Here is a 16,803-nt window from a genome sequence, read left to right as displayed (position 1 = left end):
TTCATGGAGACCGACCGGACCACGCTCGACCGGCTGCTGCCGGGGCTGCGCGCGAAGCTCGCCGAGGTGCAGCTGACCGAGCTCGAGTCCGAGAAGAACCCCGGCATCGAGATCTTCCGCGAGCTCGGCGGCACGAACCTGCTGGTGCCGAAGGAACACGGCGGCCTCGGTGCGGACGCCCTCGACGCGGTCCGCGTCATGCGCGCACTCTCCGCCGTCGCCCCGTCCACGGCCGTCGCGACGATGATGCACCAGTTCTCGGTCAGCACGATGGTGGCCGCGGTGTCGTTCGGCGCCGAGAGCGGCGTCAACCCGGCGCTGCTGGACACCATCACGCAGAACCATCTGCTGCTCTCGTCCGCCTTCGCGGAAGGCCGCACCGACCAGGACATCCTGCAGCCGACGATGACCGCGACGCCGGTCGAAGGCGGGTTCCTGGTGAGCGGCAGCAAGAAGCCGTGCAGCCTCTCGCGGTCGATGAACCTGATGACGGCCAGCGTCGCGCTGCCGCCCGAGCACAGCGTCACCGGTCTGGGCATCGCGGTGATCCCCGCCGACGCCGAGGGCCTCTCGGTGCACCCGTTCTGGTCGAGCTTCGTGCTTGCCGGCGCGGAGAGCGACGAGGTCCGGCTCGCGGACGTCTTCGTGCCCACCGAGCAGATGGTCGCGCCGCCGATCGAGGCGGCGATCGCGTTGCAGATGACCGGGCTCGTGCACTTCCAGCTGTCGGTCAGCGCCGCCTACACCGGCATCGCGAGCGAACTGGTGCGGCGCGTCCTGGAACGCGGCCGCGGCTCCGTCACCGACCGCGCGGACCTCGCCGTCCGCATCGAGGCGGCCGCGCTGGCGACGGAATCCGTTGCGCGCCAGCTGATCGCCGGGGACCCGATCCACGTCACGCTCGCGGCGGCACAGGTCGCGCGGTTCGCGGCCCAGCAGACGATCGGCGAGGTCGTCAACCGCGCGGTCGAACTGCTCGGCGGCATGGCATACGTGTCCTCGTCGGACGTCGCCTACCTCGCCGCCGCGTCGCACGGCATCTCGTTCCACCCGCCGTCGCGCAGCAGCGCCGCGCAGTCGATCGTCGACTACTTCACGGCCGGCTGATGACGACCGAGACGCAGCTCCGGTACCGGGCACACCTGGGCAAAGGCCGCGCGGCACTCGCCGAGCTGCTCGGCGGCGAGGAGGAGGTCTCCTCGTCCGGTGCCTGGGTGCACACCCGGTCCGGTCGGAGGCTGCTGAACTGCGGCGGGTACGGCGTGCTGATCATGGGCTCGCGGCACCCGAGGGTGGTCGAGGAGGTGACGGCCCAGCTCGCCACGCACCCGGTAGCGACGCGGTTGTTCTTCGAACCGTCGATGGGCCGCGCCGCCGAGGAGCTGGCGTCGGTAGTCCCGGACGGACTCACGAAGGTGCACTTCGCGAACTCCGGCACGGAGGCCGTCGAAGCGGCCGTGAAGATGGCCCGCAGCAAGGGAAAGCGCAAGCTGATCTCCGCGCACGGCGGCTACCACGGCAAGACGCTCGGAGCGTTGAGCCTCACCGCGAAGGACGCGTTCCAACGCCCGTTCCAGCCGCTGCTGCCGGATGTCACGCACGTTCCCTACGGCGACGTGGACGCCATCCGCGCCGAGCTCATTGCGGCACAGGGGGAGTGCTGTGTCGTGCTGGAGCCCGTGCAGGGTGAGGCCGGCGTCATCATCCCGCCTTCCGGCTACCTCAAAGAGGTCTCGGCGCTGTGCCAGGAGTTCGGCGCCCTGTTCGTGCTGGACGAGATCCAGACCGGCATGGGCAGGCTCGGGAGCTGGTGGGGTGCCGACGCCGAGTCGGTCACGCCGGACGTCCTGCTGACGGGCAAGGCGCTCGGTGGCGGCCTGCTGCCGGTGTCGGCGGCCGTGGCCACCGAGGACGCCTACAGCGAGTTCGACCGCGACCCGTTCCTGCACACCTCGACGTTCTCCGGCAGCCCGCTGGGCATGGCGGCGGTCATCGGCGCCATCGCGGCGGTGCGGGAGGACGGGCTCGTCGACCGTGCTCGCCACCTCGGCGCCGAGCTGCTGCCCGAACTGCGCGCCGTCGTCACCCGCGTGCTCGGCGACCACGTGCGGGACGTCCGCGGTGAGGGCCTGCTGATCGGCCTGGAGTTCGCGACGCCGGACGTGCCGACGCTGCTGATGGTCGACCTGGTCGCGGAGGGCGTGGTCGCGAACCACTCGCTCAACGAGGGGCACGTCCTGCGCTTCACCCCGCCCGCCGTGCTGACCGGCTCGGACGTCGCGTTCCTGCTGGACGCGGTCGAACGGGCCGCCACGAAGGTCGCGCGCTGGTGCGACTGATGAGGAGTTCCCACGAATGAGGAGCATCGAGCTGCGGGCGACCGTGCCCGCGTGCGCGCCGGCCGACGCCTTCGACCGGCTGAGCGACTTCAGCCGGTTTCCCGAGCTGTGCCAGGAGATCAGGTCGATCACGCAGCACCCCGGTGAGCCCCGGCGCACCGACTGGTCCGTGGAGTTCCGCCAGGGCCTGCTGAGCTGGACCGAACGCGAGGTCTTCGACCACGAGAACCTGTGCGTCGAGTTCGACCAGATCGACGGCGACTTCGCCGACTTCCGCGGCACCTGGCGGGTCGCCGCGTCCGGCGACGGCAGCGAGATCGTCTTCGAGGTCACCTACGACTTCGGGATCGAGAGCCTCGCCGGAGCCATGGACCCCATCGCCGAACGCCTGCTCCTGCGCGTGGTCGGCGACATCCTCGACGGCCTGTTCGACGGCGTCGTGCTGGCCAAGGCCACCGATCCCGAGGCGCTGAGCCTCGCCCAGTCCGAGTAACCACCAGAACCGAAGGTGACCACCATGGCAACGACCATCGAACGCCTCACCACCGTCCTCGTCTCCCGCTTCGGCATCACCGAGGGCGAGGTCAGCGAGGACTCGAAGCTGACCGACCTCGACCTCGACTCGCTGGCGCTGATCGAGCTGGGCATGGTCGCCGAGAAGGAGTTCGGCATCAAGATCAGCGAGGAGGACGTCTCCCCGAGCGACACCATCGGCACCCTCGCCGGCCTGATCGACGGCAAGGTCGGGGTCGCCGGATGAGCGGCACCTTCGACGTCGCGGTGACCGGGGTCGGCCTGGTCACCTCGGCGGGCATCGGCGTCCAGGCCTCCTGGGAACGCATCCTGCGCGGCGAGCCCACCGCCACCACCGACCCCGGTCTCGCCGGGCTCGGCCTGCCGGTGGACTTCAGCTGCCGCGTGCCGGACTTCAACGCGGCCGAGCTTCTGGACCGCCGCAGCGCGTGGCGTCAGGAGCGCTTCACCCACCTGGCGCTCTACGCGGCACGGGAAGCGGTCGCCGACGCGAAGCTGGACCCGGCCACGTGGGACGGCGCCAGGGTCAGCGTGATCATGGGCAACGCGCTCGGCGGCACGCCAACGTACGAAGCCCAGCTCGCGGCGTTGCGCGAGGACGGGGTGTCCGCCGTGACGCCCATGCTCATCCCGATGATCGGGCAGGGCGGCTCCACCGGGTTCGTCTCGATGGACTGCGGTGCCCGTGGCCCGAGCTGGAGCGTGTCCTCGGCCTGCGCCTCGGGTGTCACAGCGCTGGGCACGGCTCGTGACCTGTTGCAGAAGGGCATCTGCGACGTCGTGATCGCGGGTGGCTCGGAGTCGGCGCTCAGTCCGCTCATCACCGCCGGCTTCGCCCGCATGGGCGCGATGTCGACTCGCTGCGACGACCCGGCGGCCGCCTCCCGGCCGTTCGACGTCGACCGCGACGGCTTCGTCGCCTCCGAGGGCGCGGGCGTGCTCGTGCTGGAGCGGATGGACGACGCCCTGGCCCGCGGTGCGCACGTGCGGGCCAAGCTCAGCGGCTACGGCTCGACCTCGGACGCGTTCCACGTCAGCGCGCCCCGCCCGGACGGTTCCGGTGCCGAGGCCGCCATCCGGATGGCGCTCGCCGACGCGGGGGTGAGCCCGGAGGAGGTCGACCACGTCAACGCCCACGGCACGTCCACGCCGCTCAACGACCTCAACGAGGCCAAGGTCGTGCGCCGGATCTTCGGCGACCGTCCGGTCGTCACGTCGGTCAAGGGCAGCGTCGGCCACTCGCTGGGTGGCGCGGGCGCGATCGAGTCCGTCTGCGCGGTGCTGTCGGTCGAACAGGGACTCGTGCCCGCCACGGCGAACCTGGTCAACCAGGACCCGCAGATCGAGCTCGACGTGGTCACCGGGGAGCCGCGCCGGATGCCGGTGCACGTGGCCATCAACAACTCGTTCGGCTTCGGCGGCGCCAACGCCGTCGTCGTGTTCACCAAGTAGGGGAACACCATGCTGCTCAAGGACAAACGGATCCTCGTGACCGGAGTCCTCACCGAGGACTCCATCGGATACGCGGTCGCGCGGATGGCCCAGGAGGCCGGCGCCGAGGTCGTGCTCACCGGGCATGGCAAGGCGTTGCGGCTCACGAAACTCACCGCGGACCGGCTGCCCCGGTCGTGCGACGTCCTGGAGATGGACGTGACCGAGCAGGACCAGGTCGGCGCCGTCGTCGCCGACCTGGAACAGCGGTGGGGCGCGGTCGACGGCGTCGTGCACGCCATCGGCTTCGCACCGGCCACCGCGCTCGGCGGCGGGTTCCTCACCGCGCCGTGGGAGGACGTCGCCACGGCGTTGCAGATCTCCACCTACTCCTACGCCTCGCTCGGCGCCGCGTTCGGGCCGTTGCTCGCCAAGTCCGGCGGCGGTTCGCTCGTGGGCATCGACTTCGACGCCCGCCAGGTGTGGCCCGGCTACGACTGGATGGGTGTGGCGAAGGCGGGGCTGGAGAGCTGCAACCGCTACCTCGCCTACGACCTCGGCCGCGACGGCACCAGGGTCAACCTGGTCGCGGCCGGCCCGCTGCACACCGTGGCGGCCCGTTCCGTGCCGGGCCAGAACCTGCTCGAGGAGCTCTGGGGCGACCGGGCGCCGCTCGGCTGGGACGTGCGCGACGCCGGACCCGTGGGCAGGGTCGTCTGCTCGTTGCTCTCCGACTGGATGCCGCTGGTCACCGGCGAGCTGATCCACGTCGACGGGGGCGCCCACGCCATCGCCACCAGTGTCTCCGGCACCTGGCTCAACCGGGAGAAGACTCCATGAAGCGCTACAGCTCGCCCGCCGAGATGATCGCCGAGGCCGGCACGACGCTGGGCACCAGCCCGTGGCGGCTGGTCGACCAGCAGATGATCAACGTGTTCGCCGACCTCACCGACGACCCCCAGTGGGTGCACGTCGACGAGGTGCGGGCCAAGGAAGGCCCGTTCGGCGCCACCGTGGCGCACGGGATGCTGACCATCTCGATCGCGGTGTCGCAGCTCGGCGAGATCGTCGAGGTCGGCGGCACGGACATGCTGCTCAACAAGGGCATGGACCGGCTGAGGTTCTCGGCGCCGGTCACCGCCGGCACGAGGATCCGCACCACTGCCGAGCTGGTGTCGGTCACGCCGCGGATCAAGGGCTTCACCGAGATCGTGTTCGGCATCAGCGTCGAGGTCGAGAACACCGGCAAGGTGGCGCTGACGGCACAGGTGAGGGCGTTCGCCCACGTCGCTGAATCGGACGAATCGACCGTCTGATGTGTGCCCCTGTCACAATGGAGCCGACGTACGGCGACCGGCGTGGACAGGGGAGGCTGATGGCGGACGGCACCTGGAGCGGTGGGTTCGGCGTGATCCGGCCGGGGTGGCAGCTCTACCTCGGCGCGGTCGGCCAGGCGGCCGAGCACGCCCACCACGCGATCCAGATCGTCGTCGCCGACGGCCAGGTCGAGCTGCGCGATGGCGAGGGCCGGCGGCAGCGCTGCCAGGCCGCCGTCATCCCGGCGAACGAACCGCACGCCATCGTCGAGGGCAACCCGCGCACGGTGATGCTCTACCTCGAACCGGAGAGCACCACCGGCCGGGAGCTCGCCGCCCGCGGCTTCTCGTCTTCCGTGACGGCGTGGGCGGAAGCGGCTCGCACGCTCACACCCGCGTTGCTCAGCCGTGACGACCAGGAGCCGGAAGCGTTGGTGTGCCGCATCTTCGGCGCGCTCGGCGTCGACTGCCGGGTCGTCACCGGCGTTGCCGGCCACCCAGTGCTCGAGGACGCGATCCAGTACCTGCCGACGATCATCAGCGGTCCGGTGTCGCTCGCTGAGGTGAGCGCTGCCGTGGGCATCTCGGACAGCCGGCTGCGGCACCTGTTCGCGTCGGAGATCGGCCTGTCGTTCCGGCGGTACGTGCTGTGGCTGAGGCTTCAGCGCGCCGTCGAGTCGGTGCTCGGTGGCTCCACGCTGACCGAGGCCGCGCACACCGCGGGGTTCACGGACTCCGCACACCTGACCAACGTCACCCGCCGCACTTTCGGCCTCGCACCGTCCCTGCTCGCCAGGGCGGTGTCCTCGCATCCCCCGAGCGAGGACTGCGAAAAGGTCACCGTGGGATGCATGGACGTCCCCGAAAAGCACGGCCGCGCCACTTAGTGCACATCACTGGCGTGTACCCCTGGTGGGTATAGCCGTTTCTTACAAGTCTCGGGGCGGGTCTCGCCCGCAGACTTCTGCTGTCGGGTGACGATCACCCGGCTCGCAGGAGTTTCACCGAGGAGTGAGCAGAGATGAAAGCGGACCAGAAGGAGCGGGAGGCGCCGCCCGGCATCGGCAAGGGCGCGAAGCGCTCACTGCTGGAACGCATCGGACACGGCGTCTTCCGGCGCCGGATCCTGGTGCTGGTCGCCGTGGTCGTCGCGATCGGACTCGCGCTGCCGTTCGGATCGGACGTCACCGAGAGACTGTCCGAGGGCGGGATCACCGCGACCAACGCGGAGGCGACCCGCGCTGACGACATCCTGAACAGGGACTTCAAGGCAGGCGCACCACATCTGGTGTTCCTGGTGAAGACGCCGGGGTCCGTCGAGGACCCTGCCGCCGTGAAGTTCGGCACCGACCTCACCGACCGGCTCTCCAAGGAGTCCGGTGTGGTGCAGGCGGAGTCGTTCTGGAGCCTCAACAACGCGCCGCCGTTGCGTGGTGAGGACAGCAAGTCCGCGATGATCCTCGTGCGGCTCGCGGGCGACGAGAACGAGGTCAGCAAGGCGACCACGCGCATCGTGCCGGGCATCGTCGGCCAGCGCGAGGGGTTCACCGTCGAGGCGACCGGCGTCGCGCAGGTCCGCGCCGAGGTCAACACCCAGAGCGACGAGGACCTGGTGCGTGCCGAGCTCATCGCCGCGCCGCTGACGTTGCTGATCCTGCTGCTGGTGTTCCGCGGTGTCATCGCCGCGCTGACACCGCTCGCGGTGGGTGGTCTCGCGGTGGTCGGCGCGCTCGTCATGTTGAAGGTGTTCAACATGATGGTGCCGGTTTCGGTGTTCGCCGTGAACATCACCATTGCACTGGGACTCGGCCTCGCCATTGACTACAGCCTCTTCATCCTCACCAGATTCCGCGAGGAGCTCGCGAGCGGATCCGACGTGCGGGAGGCGATCGGAACGACCGTGCGCACCGCGGGCCGGACCGTCGTGTTCTCTGCGTTGACCGTCGCGGTGTCGATGTCGTCGCTGTTGTTGTTCCCCATGAACTTCCTGCGTTCGTTCGCCTACGCCGGCATCTCGGTCGTGGCGCTGGCGGCGCTCGGAGCGGTGGTCGTGCTGCCCGCGCTGCTGTCGGTGCTGGGACGCAAGGTCGACGCGCTGAGCCTGCAGGGGCTGTTCAAGTCCCGCAAGAAGAAGACCGCGGAGGACGGCAGCAGTGGCTTCTGGCACCGCTGGTCGTTGATCGTGATGAAGCGGCCGCTGCCGTTCTTCCTGATCGTGACGGCGCTGCTGCTCGTGGTGGGATCGCCGTTCCTGGGTGCCAAGTTCGGCGAGTCGGACGACCGGGTGCTGCCGCCCGACGCGCCCGCGCACGTTGCCGCGCAGTACATCCGCGACAACTACGCGAGCAAGGAGGACTCGCCGCTCACCGTCGTGCTGCCGGGCGTGCCCGCGCAGGCCGACTCCACGAAGATCGGCGACTACGCCACCAAGCTCTCGCAGATCAGCGGCGTGACGCGGGTCGACGCGGCCACTGGTTCGTACATCAAGGGTGAGCAGGTCGCGCCGCCGGACCCGAGCTCGGCGCGGTTCGACGCCCCGGTCGGGACCTGGGTGTCGATCATCTCCGAGCCCGAGCCGTACTCGCCCCAGGGCGGTGACCTCGTGGCGAAGGTGCGAGACCTGCCTTCGCCGTCGACGGACCGGTTGGTCGGCGGTCAGGCCGCGCAGCTGGTGGACGCACGGACGAACGTCGGTGGTGCGCTGCCGTGGGTGTTGCTGTTCATCGCGGTGACGACGTTCATCCTGCTGTTCCTGTTCACCGGCAGCCTGCTGATCCCGTTGCAGGCCATCTTCATGAACCTGCTCAGCCTCACCGCGACGTTCGGCGCGATGGTCTTCATCTTCCAGGAGGGCCACCTGCGCTGGCTGGTCGGCGACTTCATCGTCACCGACAACGTCAACATCCGCATGCCGATCCTGATGTTCTGCGTGGCGTTCGGCGTGTCGATGGACTACCAGGTGTTCATGTTGTCCCGCATCAAGGAGCACCACGAGCTCACCGGTGACAACGTCGCCTCGGTCGCGTGGGGCCTCGAACGGGTGGGCAGGCTGGTGACGGCCGCCGCGGTGATCGTCGCGGTCGTGCTGTTCGCCTTCGCGACCTCGGGTCTGACGCCGGTCAAGCTGCTCGGTGTGGGGCTCGCGATCGCGGTGATCGTGGACGCCACTCTGATCAGAGGCGCGCTCATGCCCGCGTTGATGCGCATGTGCGGCAACGGCAACTGGTGGTTGCCGGGATGGCTCCGCGCCTTCCACAACAAGTTCGGGTTGTCGGAAGCGCGGTAGCGAACCGGGGCCGGCTCTCTTCCCCCCAGGACCCCCTCGGAGAGCCGGCCCCGGACCCGTTTGTTCACGAGCGCTGACAAAACCGCCCCCAGCGCTTCGACACTGGAAGGTGCGGTGCGTCTGTGCCGCACCGGCCGGCGGAGGGGCGACGCAGTGCGGATCTTGCTCATCGAGGACGACGACCACGTCGCGGACGCGTTGCGCGAGGCACTGGTCCGCTTCGGCCACACGACCGACCACATCACCCAGGGCGCCCAGGCGGTCGACGCCGCCGAGCACGCCGACTTCGTCCTGCTCGATCTCGGCCTGCCGGACCTCGACGGCCAGGAGGTCTGCCACCGGCTGCGGGAGTCCTCGCAGGTGCCGATCATGGTGCTGAGCGCGCGGACCGAGGAGATCGACCGGGTGCTGCTCCTGCAGGCCGGAGCGGACGACTACCTGGTCAAGCCGTTCAGCACGCGGGAGCTGGTGGCGAGGATCGACGCCGTCAGCAGGAGATCGCAGCGCACCGCGGTACCGAGCGAGCCCGGGCAGTGGGACAGCCCGATCCAGCTCGGACCGCTCGCGGTGGAACCGCGCACCCGCAAGGCCAGTGTGGACGGACGGCAGATCGCGTTGACCCGCCGGGAGTTCGACCTCCTGCTGGCGCTGCTGGCCGACCCCGGCGCGGTGCGGCACCGGGAGGACCTGATCAACGAGGCCTGGGACCCGCACTGGCACGGGTCGACCCGCACGCTCGACGTCCACGTCAGCTCCCTGCGCGCCAAGCTCGGCGACCGGGACTGGATCACCTCCGTGCGGGGCGTGGGATTCCGCCTGGCCGTGCCCACCACGACGAGCTCCTGATGAGCTACGCGGTCCTGCTGCTCGCCCTGGCCAGCCTTCTGAGCGCAACGATCGTGCTCGCGAGCCGACTTCGCCGGGTGCGCCACGTCCTGGACGAGTTCACCGCCGGCACCTACACGACACGACTCCAGCGGGCCGGCTCTCTCGGCACCGCGGTCAACGGCCTGGGCGAGCGACTGGTCGAGCTGCACGACTTCCAGCGGTCGTTCGTGGCCGACGCCTCGCACCAGCTGCGCAACCCGTTGGTGGCCTTGAGGTTGCGGCTGGAGAACCTCGAACCGCACGTGGTGCCCGAAGGCCTTGGCAAGATGGAGAGCGCCCTGCGCGAAGCCACCAGGATGAGCCTGATCCTCAACGCCCTGATGACGATGGCCAGGGGAGAGGGTCGCGAACACGCGCGGCAGCCCGTCGACATCGCCGCCGTGCTCGAGGACCGGATGGCGTCGTGGCGGCCCATCGCGGCGGTCGCGGGCGTGGATCTGATCATCAAGCCCTGCACGGGCCTGTGGGCGACGGCGCTGCCCGCGGCCGTCGACCAGATCCTCGACGTGTTCATCGACAACGCCCTGCGGGTCTCACCTGTGGGGTCGACGATCGAGCTGTTCGCGGAATCCTCGTTACATCAAGTCCGGTTGTTCTGCCGAGACGAGGGGCCGGGCATGAACCCGGCCGACGCGGCACGCGCGTCCGAACGCTATTGGCGTGGTGCACAAAGAAGAGACACTGATGGCGCCGGCCTCGGTCTGTCGATCGCGGCCGGACTCGCCCGAGCCAGTGACGGGTGGCTCGCCCTGAATCCCGCTCCCGGCAAGGGGACTGACGCTGTCCTCGTGCTGCGCGCCTCCACAGTGGATGACAGGGAAGATTCAGCAATCCCTTACACATAGCTGTTGTTGTCCTGGCCGGACGCTGCACGGCCAGTTCCTAACGTTGTTGGCATGCAGTACTTGCGACGCGAACGAGACCAGCTGGAGCGACTGCTCCCCGGACTGGACGACGCTCTGGCGGCCGTACCGCTCGCCGAGCTGGAGCAGCCGGGCGGTCCCGGCATCGGCTTGTTCCGAGACCACGGCGGCGCCGCGTTGCTGGTGCCCGCCGAACACGGTGGCCACGGCGCCGACCTGCTCGCGATGGTGCGGGTGCAACGCGCGCTCGGCGCGCGCTCGCCGTCGGTCGCCGTGGCCACCACGATGCACCACTTCTCCGTGGCGTCACTGGCTGAGACCGCCCGCACCAGCAACGGCATGGAGTGGTTGCTGCTGTCGGCGATCGCCAAGGACAACCTCCTGCTGGCCTCCGCGTTCGCCGAGGGCCGCACGGGACAGCACATCCTCTCGCCGTCGATCGTGGCCCGCGTCGACGGCGGCAAGGTCTTCCTGAACGGCAGCAAGAAGCCGTGCAGCCTCTCCCGCTCGATGAACCTGATCACCGCCTCGGTCTCGCTGCCGGGGCCGGACGGCACCGCGCAGCTCGCGGTCGCGCTGGTTCCCGCGGACGCGCCCGGCGTCTCGGTCAGGCCCTTCTGGACCAGCCCGATCCTCGCCGGCGCTGAGAGCGACGAGGTCGTCCTCGCCGACGTCGAGGTGCCCGAGGAACTGGTCGTTCGCACGGGCGTGACGTCCGACGGGCAGCTCGACCACCTCCAGACCGTGGGGTTCGTGTGGTTCGAGCTGCTGATGACCGCCAGCTACCTCGGCGCGGCGTCGGCGTTGGTGGAACGGGTGCTCCAGAACGAAAAGGTCGACGCCCGGCTGCGTGCCGACGCGGCGACCGCGGTGCAGGCGGCGATGCTCGCGGTCGAGAGCGTGGCCGCCCGCGAGCCCGACCAGGACGCCCTCGCCGACGCGCTCGCGGTCCGTTACGCGGCGCAGGACGCGATCGACCAGGTCGTCGGCCTGTGCGTGGAGGCCTTGGGCGGCATGGCCTTCATCGGCTCCGGCGACGTCGCCTACCTCAACTCCGCGTGCCGCGCGCTGGCCTTCCACCCGCCCGCCCGCGCCCGCACGTCCGGCGCGTTGCTCGACCGGCTTCGCGGTGAACCGCTGCGCATCCCGTAGCCCGACAGACATCAGGTGAGTGAATTCGTGACATCGCAACAGACCATCCTTCTCACCGGCGCGTCCGGCGTCGTCGGGACCGCGCTGCTGCCCCGGCTGGGCCGGCACCGGGTCATCTCGTTGGTGCACAAGCAGGTGCCACCCGGCGCCGAGCACGTCCGAGGCGATCTCGCGGCGCCGGGGCTGGGCCTCGACCCGGCGGTCGCGCGCCGCCTTGCCGCCGAGGTCGACGTCGTCGTGCACTGCGCGGCCGTCACCGACTTCGGCGCCGGCGCGGCCGCCACGGACGGGCTCAACGTGACGGGCACGACCAACGTGCTGGACTTCGCTCGCAGAGCCGATGCGACGGTGCACTACCTGAGCACGGCGTTCGTGGCGCGCAACGGCATGACCCGCGGCCGCACGAACGAGGGCGGCGCCGACCCGGCCGACTACCTCGCCTCGAAGCTCGAGGCGGAGCAGCTGGTCAGGGACAGCGGTGTGCCCGCGACGATCGTCCGGCCGTCGGTCGTGATCGGCGACAGCGAGACCGGAGCGATCTCGAAGTTCCAGGGCCTGCACTCGCTCGCGCTGGCCGTGCTCAAGGGCGCGCTGCCGTTGCTCCCGCTCGACCAGCGCGCCCACATCGACTTCGTGCCGCAGGACCACCTGGCGGCCGCGCTGGTCGCGTTGATCGACGCCGAGGCGGGGGCGGGGGAGTACTGGGTCACGGCCGGCGAGGCCGCGTTGTTCACCCAGGCGATGATCGACATCGTCACGGACGAGGCCGCGCGGATCGGGTTGTCGCTCGCGCCACCGCGGTTGGTCGAGCCGGACATGGTCGACCGGCTGGTGCGCCCGGTGTTCATCGACCCGCTGCCCAAGGGCGTGCGCCGCCGGTTCGACGACATGCTCGCGATGACGGCCCTGTTCGCGGGCGCGGACTTCTTCCCGCGCAGCGACATCCCGGGTCTCGCGGCACTCGACGAGGACCGGCTGAGCCAGGCCTTCCGCAGGTCGGTGCGCTACCTCGCGGTCGAGAAGGGCCTCGCGCGTCCCGGAACGGAAGCGGCATGACCGACGTCGCCGACCTCTACCGGCGCCACCTCAGCAGCGGCCGCGCGGGCCTCGCCCAGTTCACCGGCGGCCACCTGGAGACCGACTCCGCGGGTGCGCGCGTGCACGCCAACGGACACGAGTACCTCGACTGCGGTGGCTACGGCGTCTTCCTGCTCGGCCACCGGCACCCGGTCGTGACGAGCGCGGTGATCGAGCAGATCGGCCGCAACCCCATGGCCACGCGCCTGCTGCTCGAACCGACGGCCGCTTTCGCCGCCGAGGCGCTGGCCGGAGTCACACCCTCCGGGCTCGACCGGGTCCACTTCGTGAACTCCGGCGCCGAAGCCGTCGAGGCCGCGATCAAGTTCGCCCGCGCACAGGGCAGGACGACGCTCGTGTCCGCGACCAACGGCTACCACGGCAAGACCACGGGCGCCCTCAGCCTCACCGCCCGCGCGGTCTACCAGGACCCGTTCCGGCCACTGCTCCCGGACGTGCGGCACGTGCCGTACGGGGACGCGTCGGCGATCGCGGAAGTCCTGGCGGAGCAAGGCAACCGAGCGTGCGTCGTGCTGGAACCGGTGCAGGGCGAGGGCGGCGTCGTGCTGCCGCCGCCCGGCTACCTGCGCGAGGTCTCCCGGTTGTGCGCCGAGCACGGCGCGCTGTTCGTGCTGGACGAGGTGCAGACCGGTCTCGGCCGGCTCGGCACCTGGTGGGGCGCGGATCGCGAGGACGTCGTGCCGGACGTGCTGCTGGTGGGCAAGAACCTCAGCGGCGGCGTGATCCCGGTGGCCGCCGCCGTGACCACCGACGAGATCTACGCGCCCTTCGACCACGACCCGCTGCTGCACACCTCGACGTTCGCCGCGTCCCCGGTGGCGATGGCCGCCGCGGCCGCCACCGTCGCGGTGATCACTGAGGAAGGGCTGGTCGACCGGGCCCGCGAACTCGGCGAGCACCTGCTCATCAACCTGCGGTCCATCGCCGACCGCGAGGTGCCGCACCTCGGCCTCGAGATCAGGGGCGCCGGGCTGTTGATCGGCGTCGAGGCACCGACCGCGCACCTGGCCGGGGACCTGGTCCTCGAACTGCTGGAGCAGCGCGTCCTGGTCAACCACTCGCTCAACGCCGGCACGGTGCTCCGGCTGACCCCGCCCGCCGTGCTGACCGAAGCCGATCTCGACTGGCTGCTCACCGCGTTCGTCGTCGCCCTCAAGGCCGTCGGCGCTCGCCATCGGGGTACCGCCGCCGCACTCGAAAGGACGTCCTGACCATGCCAGCCGTACGTGTGGAGACACTCGTCCCCGTCGCCGACGCCGACTTCGTGTTCTCCCGGATCAGCGACTTCCCGCGCTACGCCGACCACACCCACGCCGTGCGCGAGATCCGCGTCGAGCAGGGCGCCGACGGTGCCGTCGTGTCCGACTGGTCGGTGAACTTCCGCAACGGCGTCATGCGCTGGCAGGAGACCGACCGCATCGACCCGGTCGCGCGGACCGTCGAGTTCGAGCAGCTCAAGGGCGACTTCGTCGGCTTCAGCGGCAGCTGGCGCGTCGAGCAGGTCGGTGCGGACGTGACGCTGCGCTTCGACGCCGAGTTCGATCTCGGCATGCCGAGCCTGGCCCCCATCATCGACCCGATCGCCGCGCACGCGTTGCGCGACAACATCGAGGCGATCATCCGCGGCCTGCTCGGCGAGCACGTCGTCTTCCTCGCGGACGACGAGGCCGAGCCGGCCAGGGTCGGTTAGGCGACGCCGATGCGCTCACCCGCGCCCGTCGACCACGACAGCCGGTTCCGCGACGTCTGCGCCGCGCTCCCCGCCGCGGTCTGCGTCGTCACCGGAACCGGGACGCAGGGCCTGTACGGCGCCACGGTGTCGTCGATGTGCTCCGTGTCGCTCGACCCGCTGATCGTGTTGGTGTGCCTGGACAACCGCTCGTCCACGCTCGCCGCGGTCCGCGAGAGCGGCTCGTTCGCCGTCAACGCCCTGCACGCGGGCCAGGACGGGATCGCCTCCCGGTTCGCGTCCCGAGTGGACGGTGCGGCCAAGTACCAGGGCGTACCGCATCGGATCCAGGACGGCGTGCCGGTGCTCGACGACGCGCTCGGCTGGTTCGTCTGCGAGGTGGCCGAGGCGCACCTCAGCGGCGACCACACGATCCTGACCGGCCTGGTGCGGTCGGTCGGTGGTGGCGACGGCGAGCCGCTTCTTTGGCACAGAAGGACTTTTCGCGGGCTTACGCCCGAGACCCCTCCAGTGGACAGGTGAAACGATGACGACCAAGCCCGACTTCCTCACCAACTACGCCCCGACCTGGGGGCGGCGTCGGCTCACCCCGTTCTCCCGCGTGCCCGCCACCGCGCGCCTCGGCGACGTGTGGCAGACCGCCGCCGCCCGTGGCGACTCCCGCACGGTCACCGTGGACCGCGCCGCCGACATTGATCCGAGTGGCCCGTTGCAGCGCACCTACGCGGGCTGGGCCGAGCTCGTCGACGACGCGGCGGCGTGGCTGTACGAGGCCGGTGTCCGCGAGTGGGACCGCGTGGCGATCATGAAGTCGAACCACCTCGACGTCGCGCTGCTCGCCTGCGCTGCCGCGCGGATCGGCGCCGTGCCGGCCCAGCTCGCCTGGACGCACCCGCCGGAGTTCGCGCTGCCGATGCTCGCGCGGTTGCAGCAGCCGTTCCTCGTGACCGACCAGGTGCGCCTGCTCCAGTGCGGCCTGGACGCGCATGCCCTGGAGACGTTGGTGAAGCGGACGATCGTCGTCGACGGCAGCGACCGCACGGACGTGGTGTCGCTCGACGACCTGCGCGGCGCAGCCAAGGCCTCACCGAAGCTGCGCGGCCTGGACGAGCCGATGGTCATCACGCACACCTCGGGTACCACCGGCGTGCCGAAGCTCGTCATGCACTCGGCCACCACCGCGCACGCGCTGTCGCTTGTCGAGGCCGAGAAGTGGCCCGGTGCGGCGCTGGAGGCCGAGGACACGATGGCGCTCGCGGACCCGTTCTGCCACCAGCGCCTCAGCACCGGCATGCTCGCCATGGCCACGATCACCCCGACCATGCTGATGCTGTCGGACCCGCAGTCGGACCAGGCCCTCAAGCTCATCCGCGACCACCGCCCGACCGTGGTCGAGACGCTGCCGAACATCTACCTGTACTGGGAGCAGTTCGCGCAGGAGGCGTCACGGCCGTTCCGCAACGTCCGGCTCTACGTCAACTCTTTCGACGCCATCCACACCCGCACGATCCGCACGTTCCTGAACGCCACCGACCACAAGCGCCCGATCTGGGTGCAGTCGTGGAGCCAGAGCGAGGCGGGCGCGATGGTGATCCGCCCGTACAGCCGCAAGTCCGTGGCCAAGCGCGGCCACCGCCCGCCGCCCACCCAGGTCCTCGGCTGGCCGATCCCCGGCCTGTGCAAGGCACGTGCCGTCGACCCCGAGACCGGCAAGAAGGTGCCCGCTGGTCAGGTCGGCCTGATCGAGATCAAGCAGCCGGGCCGCTGCCTCGCCTACGTCGGCGAGCAGGACCGCCACGAGCTCAAGACCAACGGCTTCTGGTGGAACACCGGCGACCTCGGCGTGGTCAGCAGGCTCGGCGCGGTCCGCTTGGTCGACCGCGAGATCGACCGCATCCCCGGCGCCAGCGCGATCGAGCTGGAGGACGTGCTGCTCGACCGGCTGCCGCTGACGACCGAGGTCGTGATCCTGCCGTCCGGTGGTCAGCTGCCGGTGCCCGTGCTGAGCACGCAGAACGACGAGCCGCTGGCGAGGTCGGACTGGGCGCGGGCGACTGCGGACCTGCCGGCGCTCGCCGAGCCGATCCAGATCAAGTGGGACGAGTTCCCGCGCACCGCGACCTGGAAGATCCGCCGCGTCCAGCTGCGCGAGCAGTTGCTCGACGGCGCTTCCGCGCTCGGCATCGGCCGCTGGACCTGATCTTCC

17 protein-coding genes are annotated in these 16,803 nt (G+C 70.4%); all 17 read left to right on the top strand.

The window, feature by feature from the left end; translation table 11 throughout:
• Nucleotides 1-3 precede the first annotated feature (3 nt).
• The 17 genes from ABZX02_RS07285 to ABZX02_RS07205 all read left to right on the top strand — a co-directional run bounded on the left by ABZX02_RS07285 (nt 4) and on the right by ABZX02_RS07205 (nt 16,797).
• Nucleotides 4-1,107 (top strand): acyl-CoA dehydrogenase family protein, encoded by a 1,104-nt coding sequence (locus tag ABZX02_RS07285; RefSeq protein WP_355295837.1) that lies wholly within the window; start codon nt 4-6, stop codon nt 1,105-1,107.
• Nucleotides 1,107-2,339, top strand: a complete 1,233-nt coding sequence (locus tag ABZX02_RS07280; RefSeq protein WP_355295722.1) for an aminotransferase class III-fold pyridoxal phosphate-dependent enzyme — start codon at nt 1,107-1,109, stop codon at nt 2,337-2,339. Before ABZX02_RS07285 ends, ABZX02_RS07280 begins: the two co-directional genes overlap by 1 nt.
• Before the next feature lie 16 nt (nt 2,340-2,355).
• Nucleotides 2,356-2,832, top strand: a complete 477-nt coding sequence (locus ABZX02_RS07275; RefSeq protein WP_355295721.1) for an SRPBCC family protein — start codon at nt 2,356-2,358, stop codon at nt 2,830-2,832.
• Between the two features lie 24 nt (nt 2,833-2,856).
• Nucleotides 2,857-3,099, top strand: a complete 243-nt coding sequence (locus tag ABZX02_RS07270) for a phosphopantetheine-binding protein (protein WP_355295719.1) — start codon at nt 2,857-2,859, stop codon at nt 3,097-3,099.
• The gene (locus ABZX02_RS07265; RefSeq protein ID WP_355295717.1) at nt 3,096-4,325 is read left to right on the top strand and encodes a beta-ketoacyl-[acyl-carrier-protein] synthase family protein; all 1,230 of its coding nucleotides are present in this window, start codon (nt 3,096-3,098) and stop codon (nt 4,323-4,325) included. Before ABZX02_RS07270 ends, ABZX02_RS07265 begins: the two co-directional genes overlap by 4 nt.
• A gap of 9 nt (nt 4,326-4,334) precedes the next feature.
• The gene (fabI, locus tag ABZX02_RS07260; protein ID WP_355295715.1) at nt 4,335-5,144 is read left to right on the top strand and encodes an enoyl-ACP reductase FabI; all 810 of its coding nucleotides are present in this window, start codon (nt 4,335-4,337) and stop codon (nt 5,142-5,144) included.
• On the top strand, nt 5,141-5,620 hold the full coding sequence (locus tag ABZX02_RS07255; protein WP_355295713.1) for a MaoC family dehydratase: 480 nt from the start codon (nt 5,141-5,143) through the stop codon (nt 5,618-5,620). The genes fabI and ABZX02_RS07255 overlap by 4 nt, the downstream gene beginning before the upstream one ends.
• A gap of 17 nt (nt 5,621-5,637) precedes the next feature.
• Nucleotides 5,638-6,507, top strand: a complete 870-nt coding sequence (locus ABZX02_RS07250; protein ID WP_355295711.1) for an AraC family transcriptional regulator — start codon at nt 5,638-5,640, stop codon at nt 6,505-6,507.
• A gap of 134 nt (nt 6,508-6,641) precedes the next feature.
• Nucleotides 6,642-8,906: an MMPL family transporter gene (locus ABZX02_RS07245; RefSeq protein WP_355295709.1), complete on the top strand. Its 2,265-nt coding sequence runs from the start codon at nt 6,642-6,644 to the stop codon at nt 8,904-8,906.
• A 153-nt stretch (nt 8,907-9,059) separates the two neighbouring features.
• Nucleotides 9,060-9,752 carry a response regulator transcription factor gene (locus ABZX02_RS07240; RefSeq protein WP_355295708.1) on the top strand — a complete coding sequence of 231 codons (693 nt, stop codon included), beginning with the start codon at nt 9,060-9,062 and terminating at the stop codon, nt 9,750-9,752.
• Complete coding sequence (locus ABZX02_RS07235; RefSeq protein ID WP_355295706.1) at nt 9,752-10,639, top strand: HAMP domain-containing sensor histidine kinase; 888 nt, start codon at nt 9,752-9,754, stop codon at nt 10,637-10,639. Before ABZX02_RS07240 ends, ABZX02_RS07235 begins: the two co-directional genes overlap by 1 nt.
• 51 nt (nt 10,640-10,690) lie before the next feature.
• Entirely contained in the window at nt 10,691-11,809 is a 1,119-nt protein-coding gene (locus ABZX02_RS07230; RefSeq protein ID WP_355295704.1) for an acyl-CoA dehydrogenase family protein, read from the top strand.
• A 27-nt stretch (nt 11,810-11,836) separates the two neighbouring features.
• Nucleotides 11,837-12,865 (top strand): SDR family oxidoreductase, encoded by a 1,029-nt coding sequence (locus ABZX02_RS07225; RefSeq protein ID WP_355295703.1) that lies wholly within the window; start codon nt 11,837-11,839, stop codon nt 12,863-12,865.
• A complete protein-coding gene (locus ABZX02_RS07220; RefSeq protein ID WP_355295701.1) occupies nt 12,862-14,118 on the top strand; it encodes an aminotransferase class III-fold pyridoxal phosphate-dependent enzyme in 1,257 nt (418 codons plus the stop codon). Before ABZX02_RS07225 ends, ABZX02_RS07220 begins: the two co-directional genes overlap by 4 nt.
• A 2-nt stretch (nt 14,119-14,120) precedes the next feature.
• A complete protein-coding gene (locus ABZX02_RS07215; protein ID WP_355295699.1) occupies nt 14,121-14,597 on the top strand; it encodes an SRPBCC family protein in 477 nt (158 codons plus the stop codon).
• Between the two features lie 9 nt (nt 14,598-14,606).
• Nucleotides 14,607-15,119, top strand: coding sequence for a flavin reductase family protein (locus ABZX02_RS07210; RefSeq protein WP_355295697.1), 513 nt, complete (start codon nt 14,607-14,609; stop codon nt 15,117-15,119).
• A 4-nt stretch (nt 15,120-15,123) separates the two neighbouring features.
• On the top strand, nt 15,124-16,797 hold the full coding sequence (locus tag ABZX02_RS07205) for a class I adenylate-forming enzyme family protein (RefSeq protein WP_355295696.1): 1,674 nt from the start codon (nt 15,124-15,126) through the stop codon (nt 16,795-16,797).
• Nucleotides 16,798-16,803: the final 6 nt, after the last annotated feature.

The organism is Lentzea sp. NPDC003310, from assembly GCF_040610935.1.
Taxonomy (GTDB): Bacteria; Actinomycetota; Actinomycetes; order Mycobacteriales; family Pseudonocardiaceae; genus Lentzea.
The sequence above is the reverse complement of the archived record's forward strand: the minus strand, read 5'-3'. Positions and strand labels throughout refer to the sequence as shown.

What these genes read in the sequence shown, in the direction of transcription:
- ABZX02_RS07285 (WP_355295837.1), top strand. Translation starts at nt 4, where the DNA reads ATGGAGACCGACCGGACCACGCTCGACCGGCTGCTGCCGGGGCTGCGC.
- ABZX02_RS07280 (WP_355295722.1), top strand. Translation starts at nt 1,107, where the DNA reads ATGACGACCGAGACGCAGCTCCGGTACCGGGCACACCTGGGCAAAGGC.
- ABZX02_RS07275 (WP_355295721.1), top strand. Translation starts at nt 2,356, where the DNA reads ATGAGGAGCATCGAGCTGCGGGCGACCGTGCCCGCGTGCGCGCCGGCC.
- ABZX02_RS07270 (WP_355295719.1), top strand. Translation starts at nt 2,857, where the DNA reads ATGGCAACGACCATCGAACGCCTCACCACCGTCCTCGTCTCCCGCTTC.
- ABZX02_RS07265 (WP_355295717.1), top strand. Translation starts at nt 3,096, where the DNA reads ATGAGCGGCACCTTCGACGTCGCGGTGACCGGGGTCGGCCTGGTCACC.
- fabI (WP_355295715.1), top strand. Translation starts at nt 4,335, where the DNA reads ATGCTGCTCAAGGACAAACGGATCCTCGTGACCGGAGTCCTCACCGAG.
- ABZX02_RS07255 (WP_355295713.1), top strand. Translation starts at nt 5,141, where the DNA reads ATGAAGCGCTACAGCTCGCCCGCCGAGATGATCGCCGAGGCCGGCACG.
- ABZX02_RS07250 (WP_355295711.1), top strand. Translation starts at nt 5,638, where the DNA reads ATGGAGCCGACGTACGGCGACCGGCGTGGACAGGGGAGGCTGATGGCG.
- ABZX02_RS07245 (WP_355295709.1), top strand. Translation starts at nt 6,642, where the DNA reads ATGAAAGCGGACCAGAAGGAGCGGGAGGCGCCGCCCGGCATCGGCAAG.
- ABZX02_RS07235 (WP_355295706.1), top strand. Translation starts at nt 9,752, where the DNA reads ATGAGCTACGCGGTCCTGCTGCTCGCCCTGGCCAGCCTTCTGAGCGCA.
- ABZX02_RS07230 (WP_355295704.1), top strand. Translation starts at nt 10,691, where the DNA reads ATGCAGTACTTGCGACGCGAACGAGACCAGCTGGAGCGACTGCTCCCC.
- ABZX02_RS07220 (WP_355295701.1), top strand. Translation starts at nt 12,862, where the DNA reads ATGACCGACGTCGCCGACCTCTACCGGCGCCACCTCAGCAGCGGCCGC.
- ABZX02_RS07215 (WP_355295699.1), top strand. Translation starts at nt 14,121, where the DNA reads ATGCCAGCCGTACGTGTGGAGACACTCGTCCCCGTCGCCGACGCCGAC.
- ABZX02_RS07210 (WP_355295697.1), top strand. Translation starts at nt 14,607, where the DNA reads ATGCGCTCACCCGCGCCCGTCGACCACGACAGCCGGTTCCGCGACGTC.
- ABZX02_RS07205 (WP_355295696.1), top strand. Translation starts at nt 15,124, where the DNA reads ATGACGACCAAGCCCGACTTCCTCACCAACTACGCCCCGACCTGGGGG.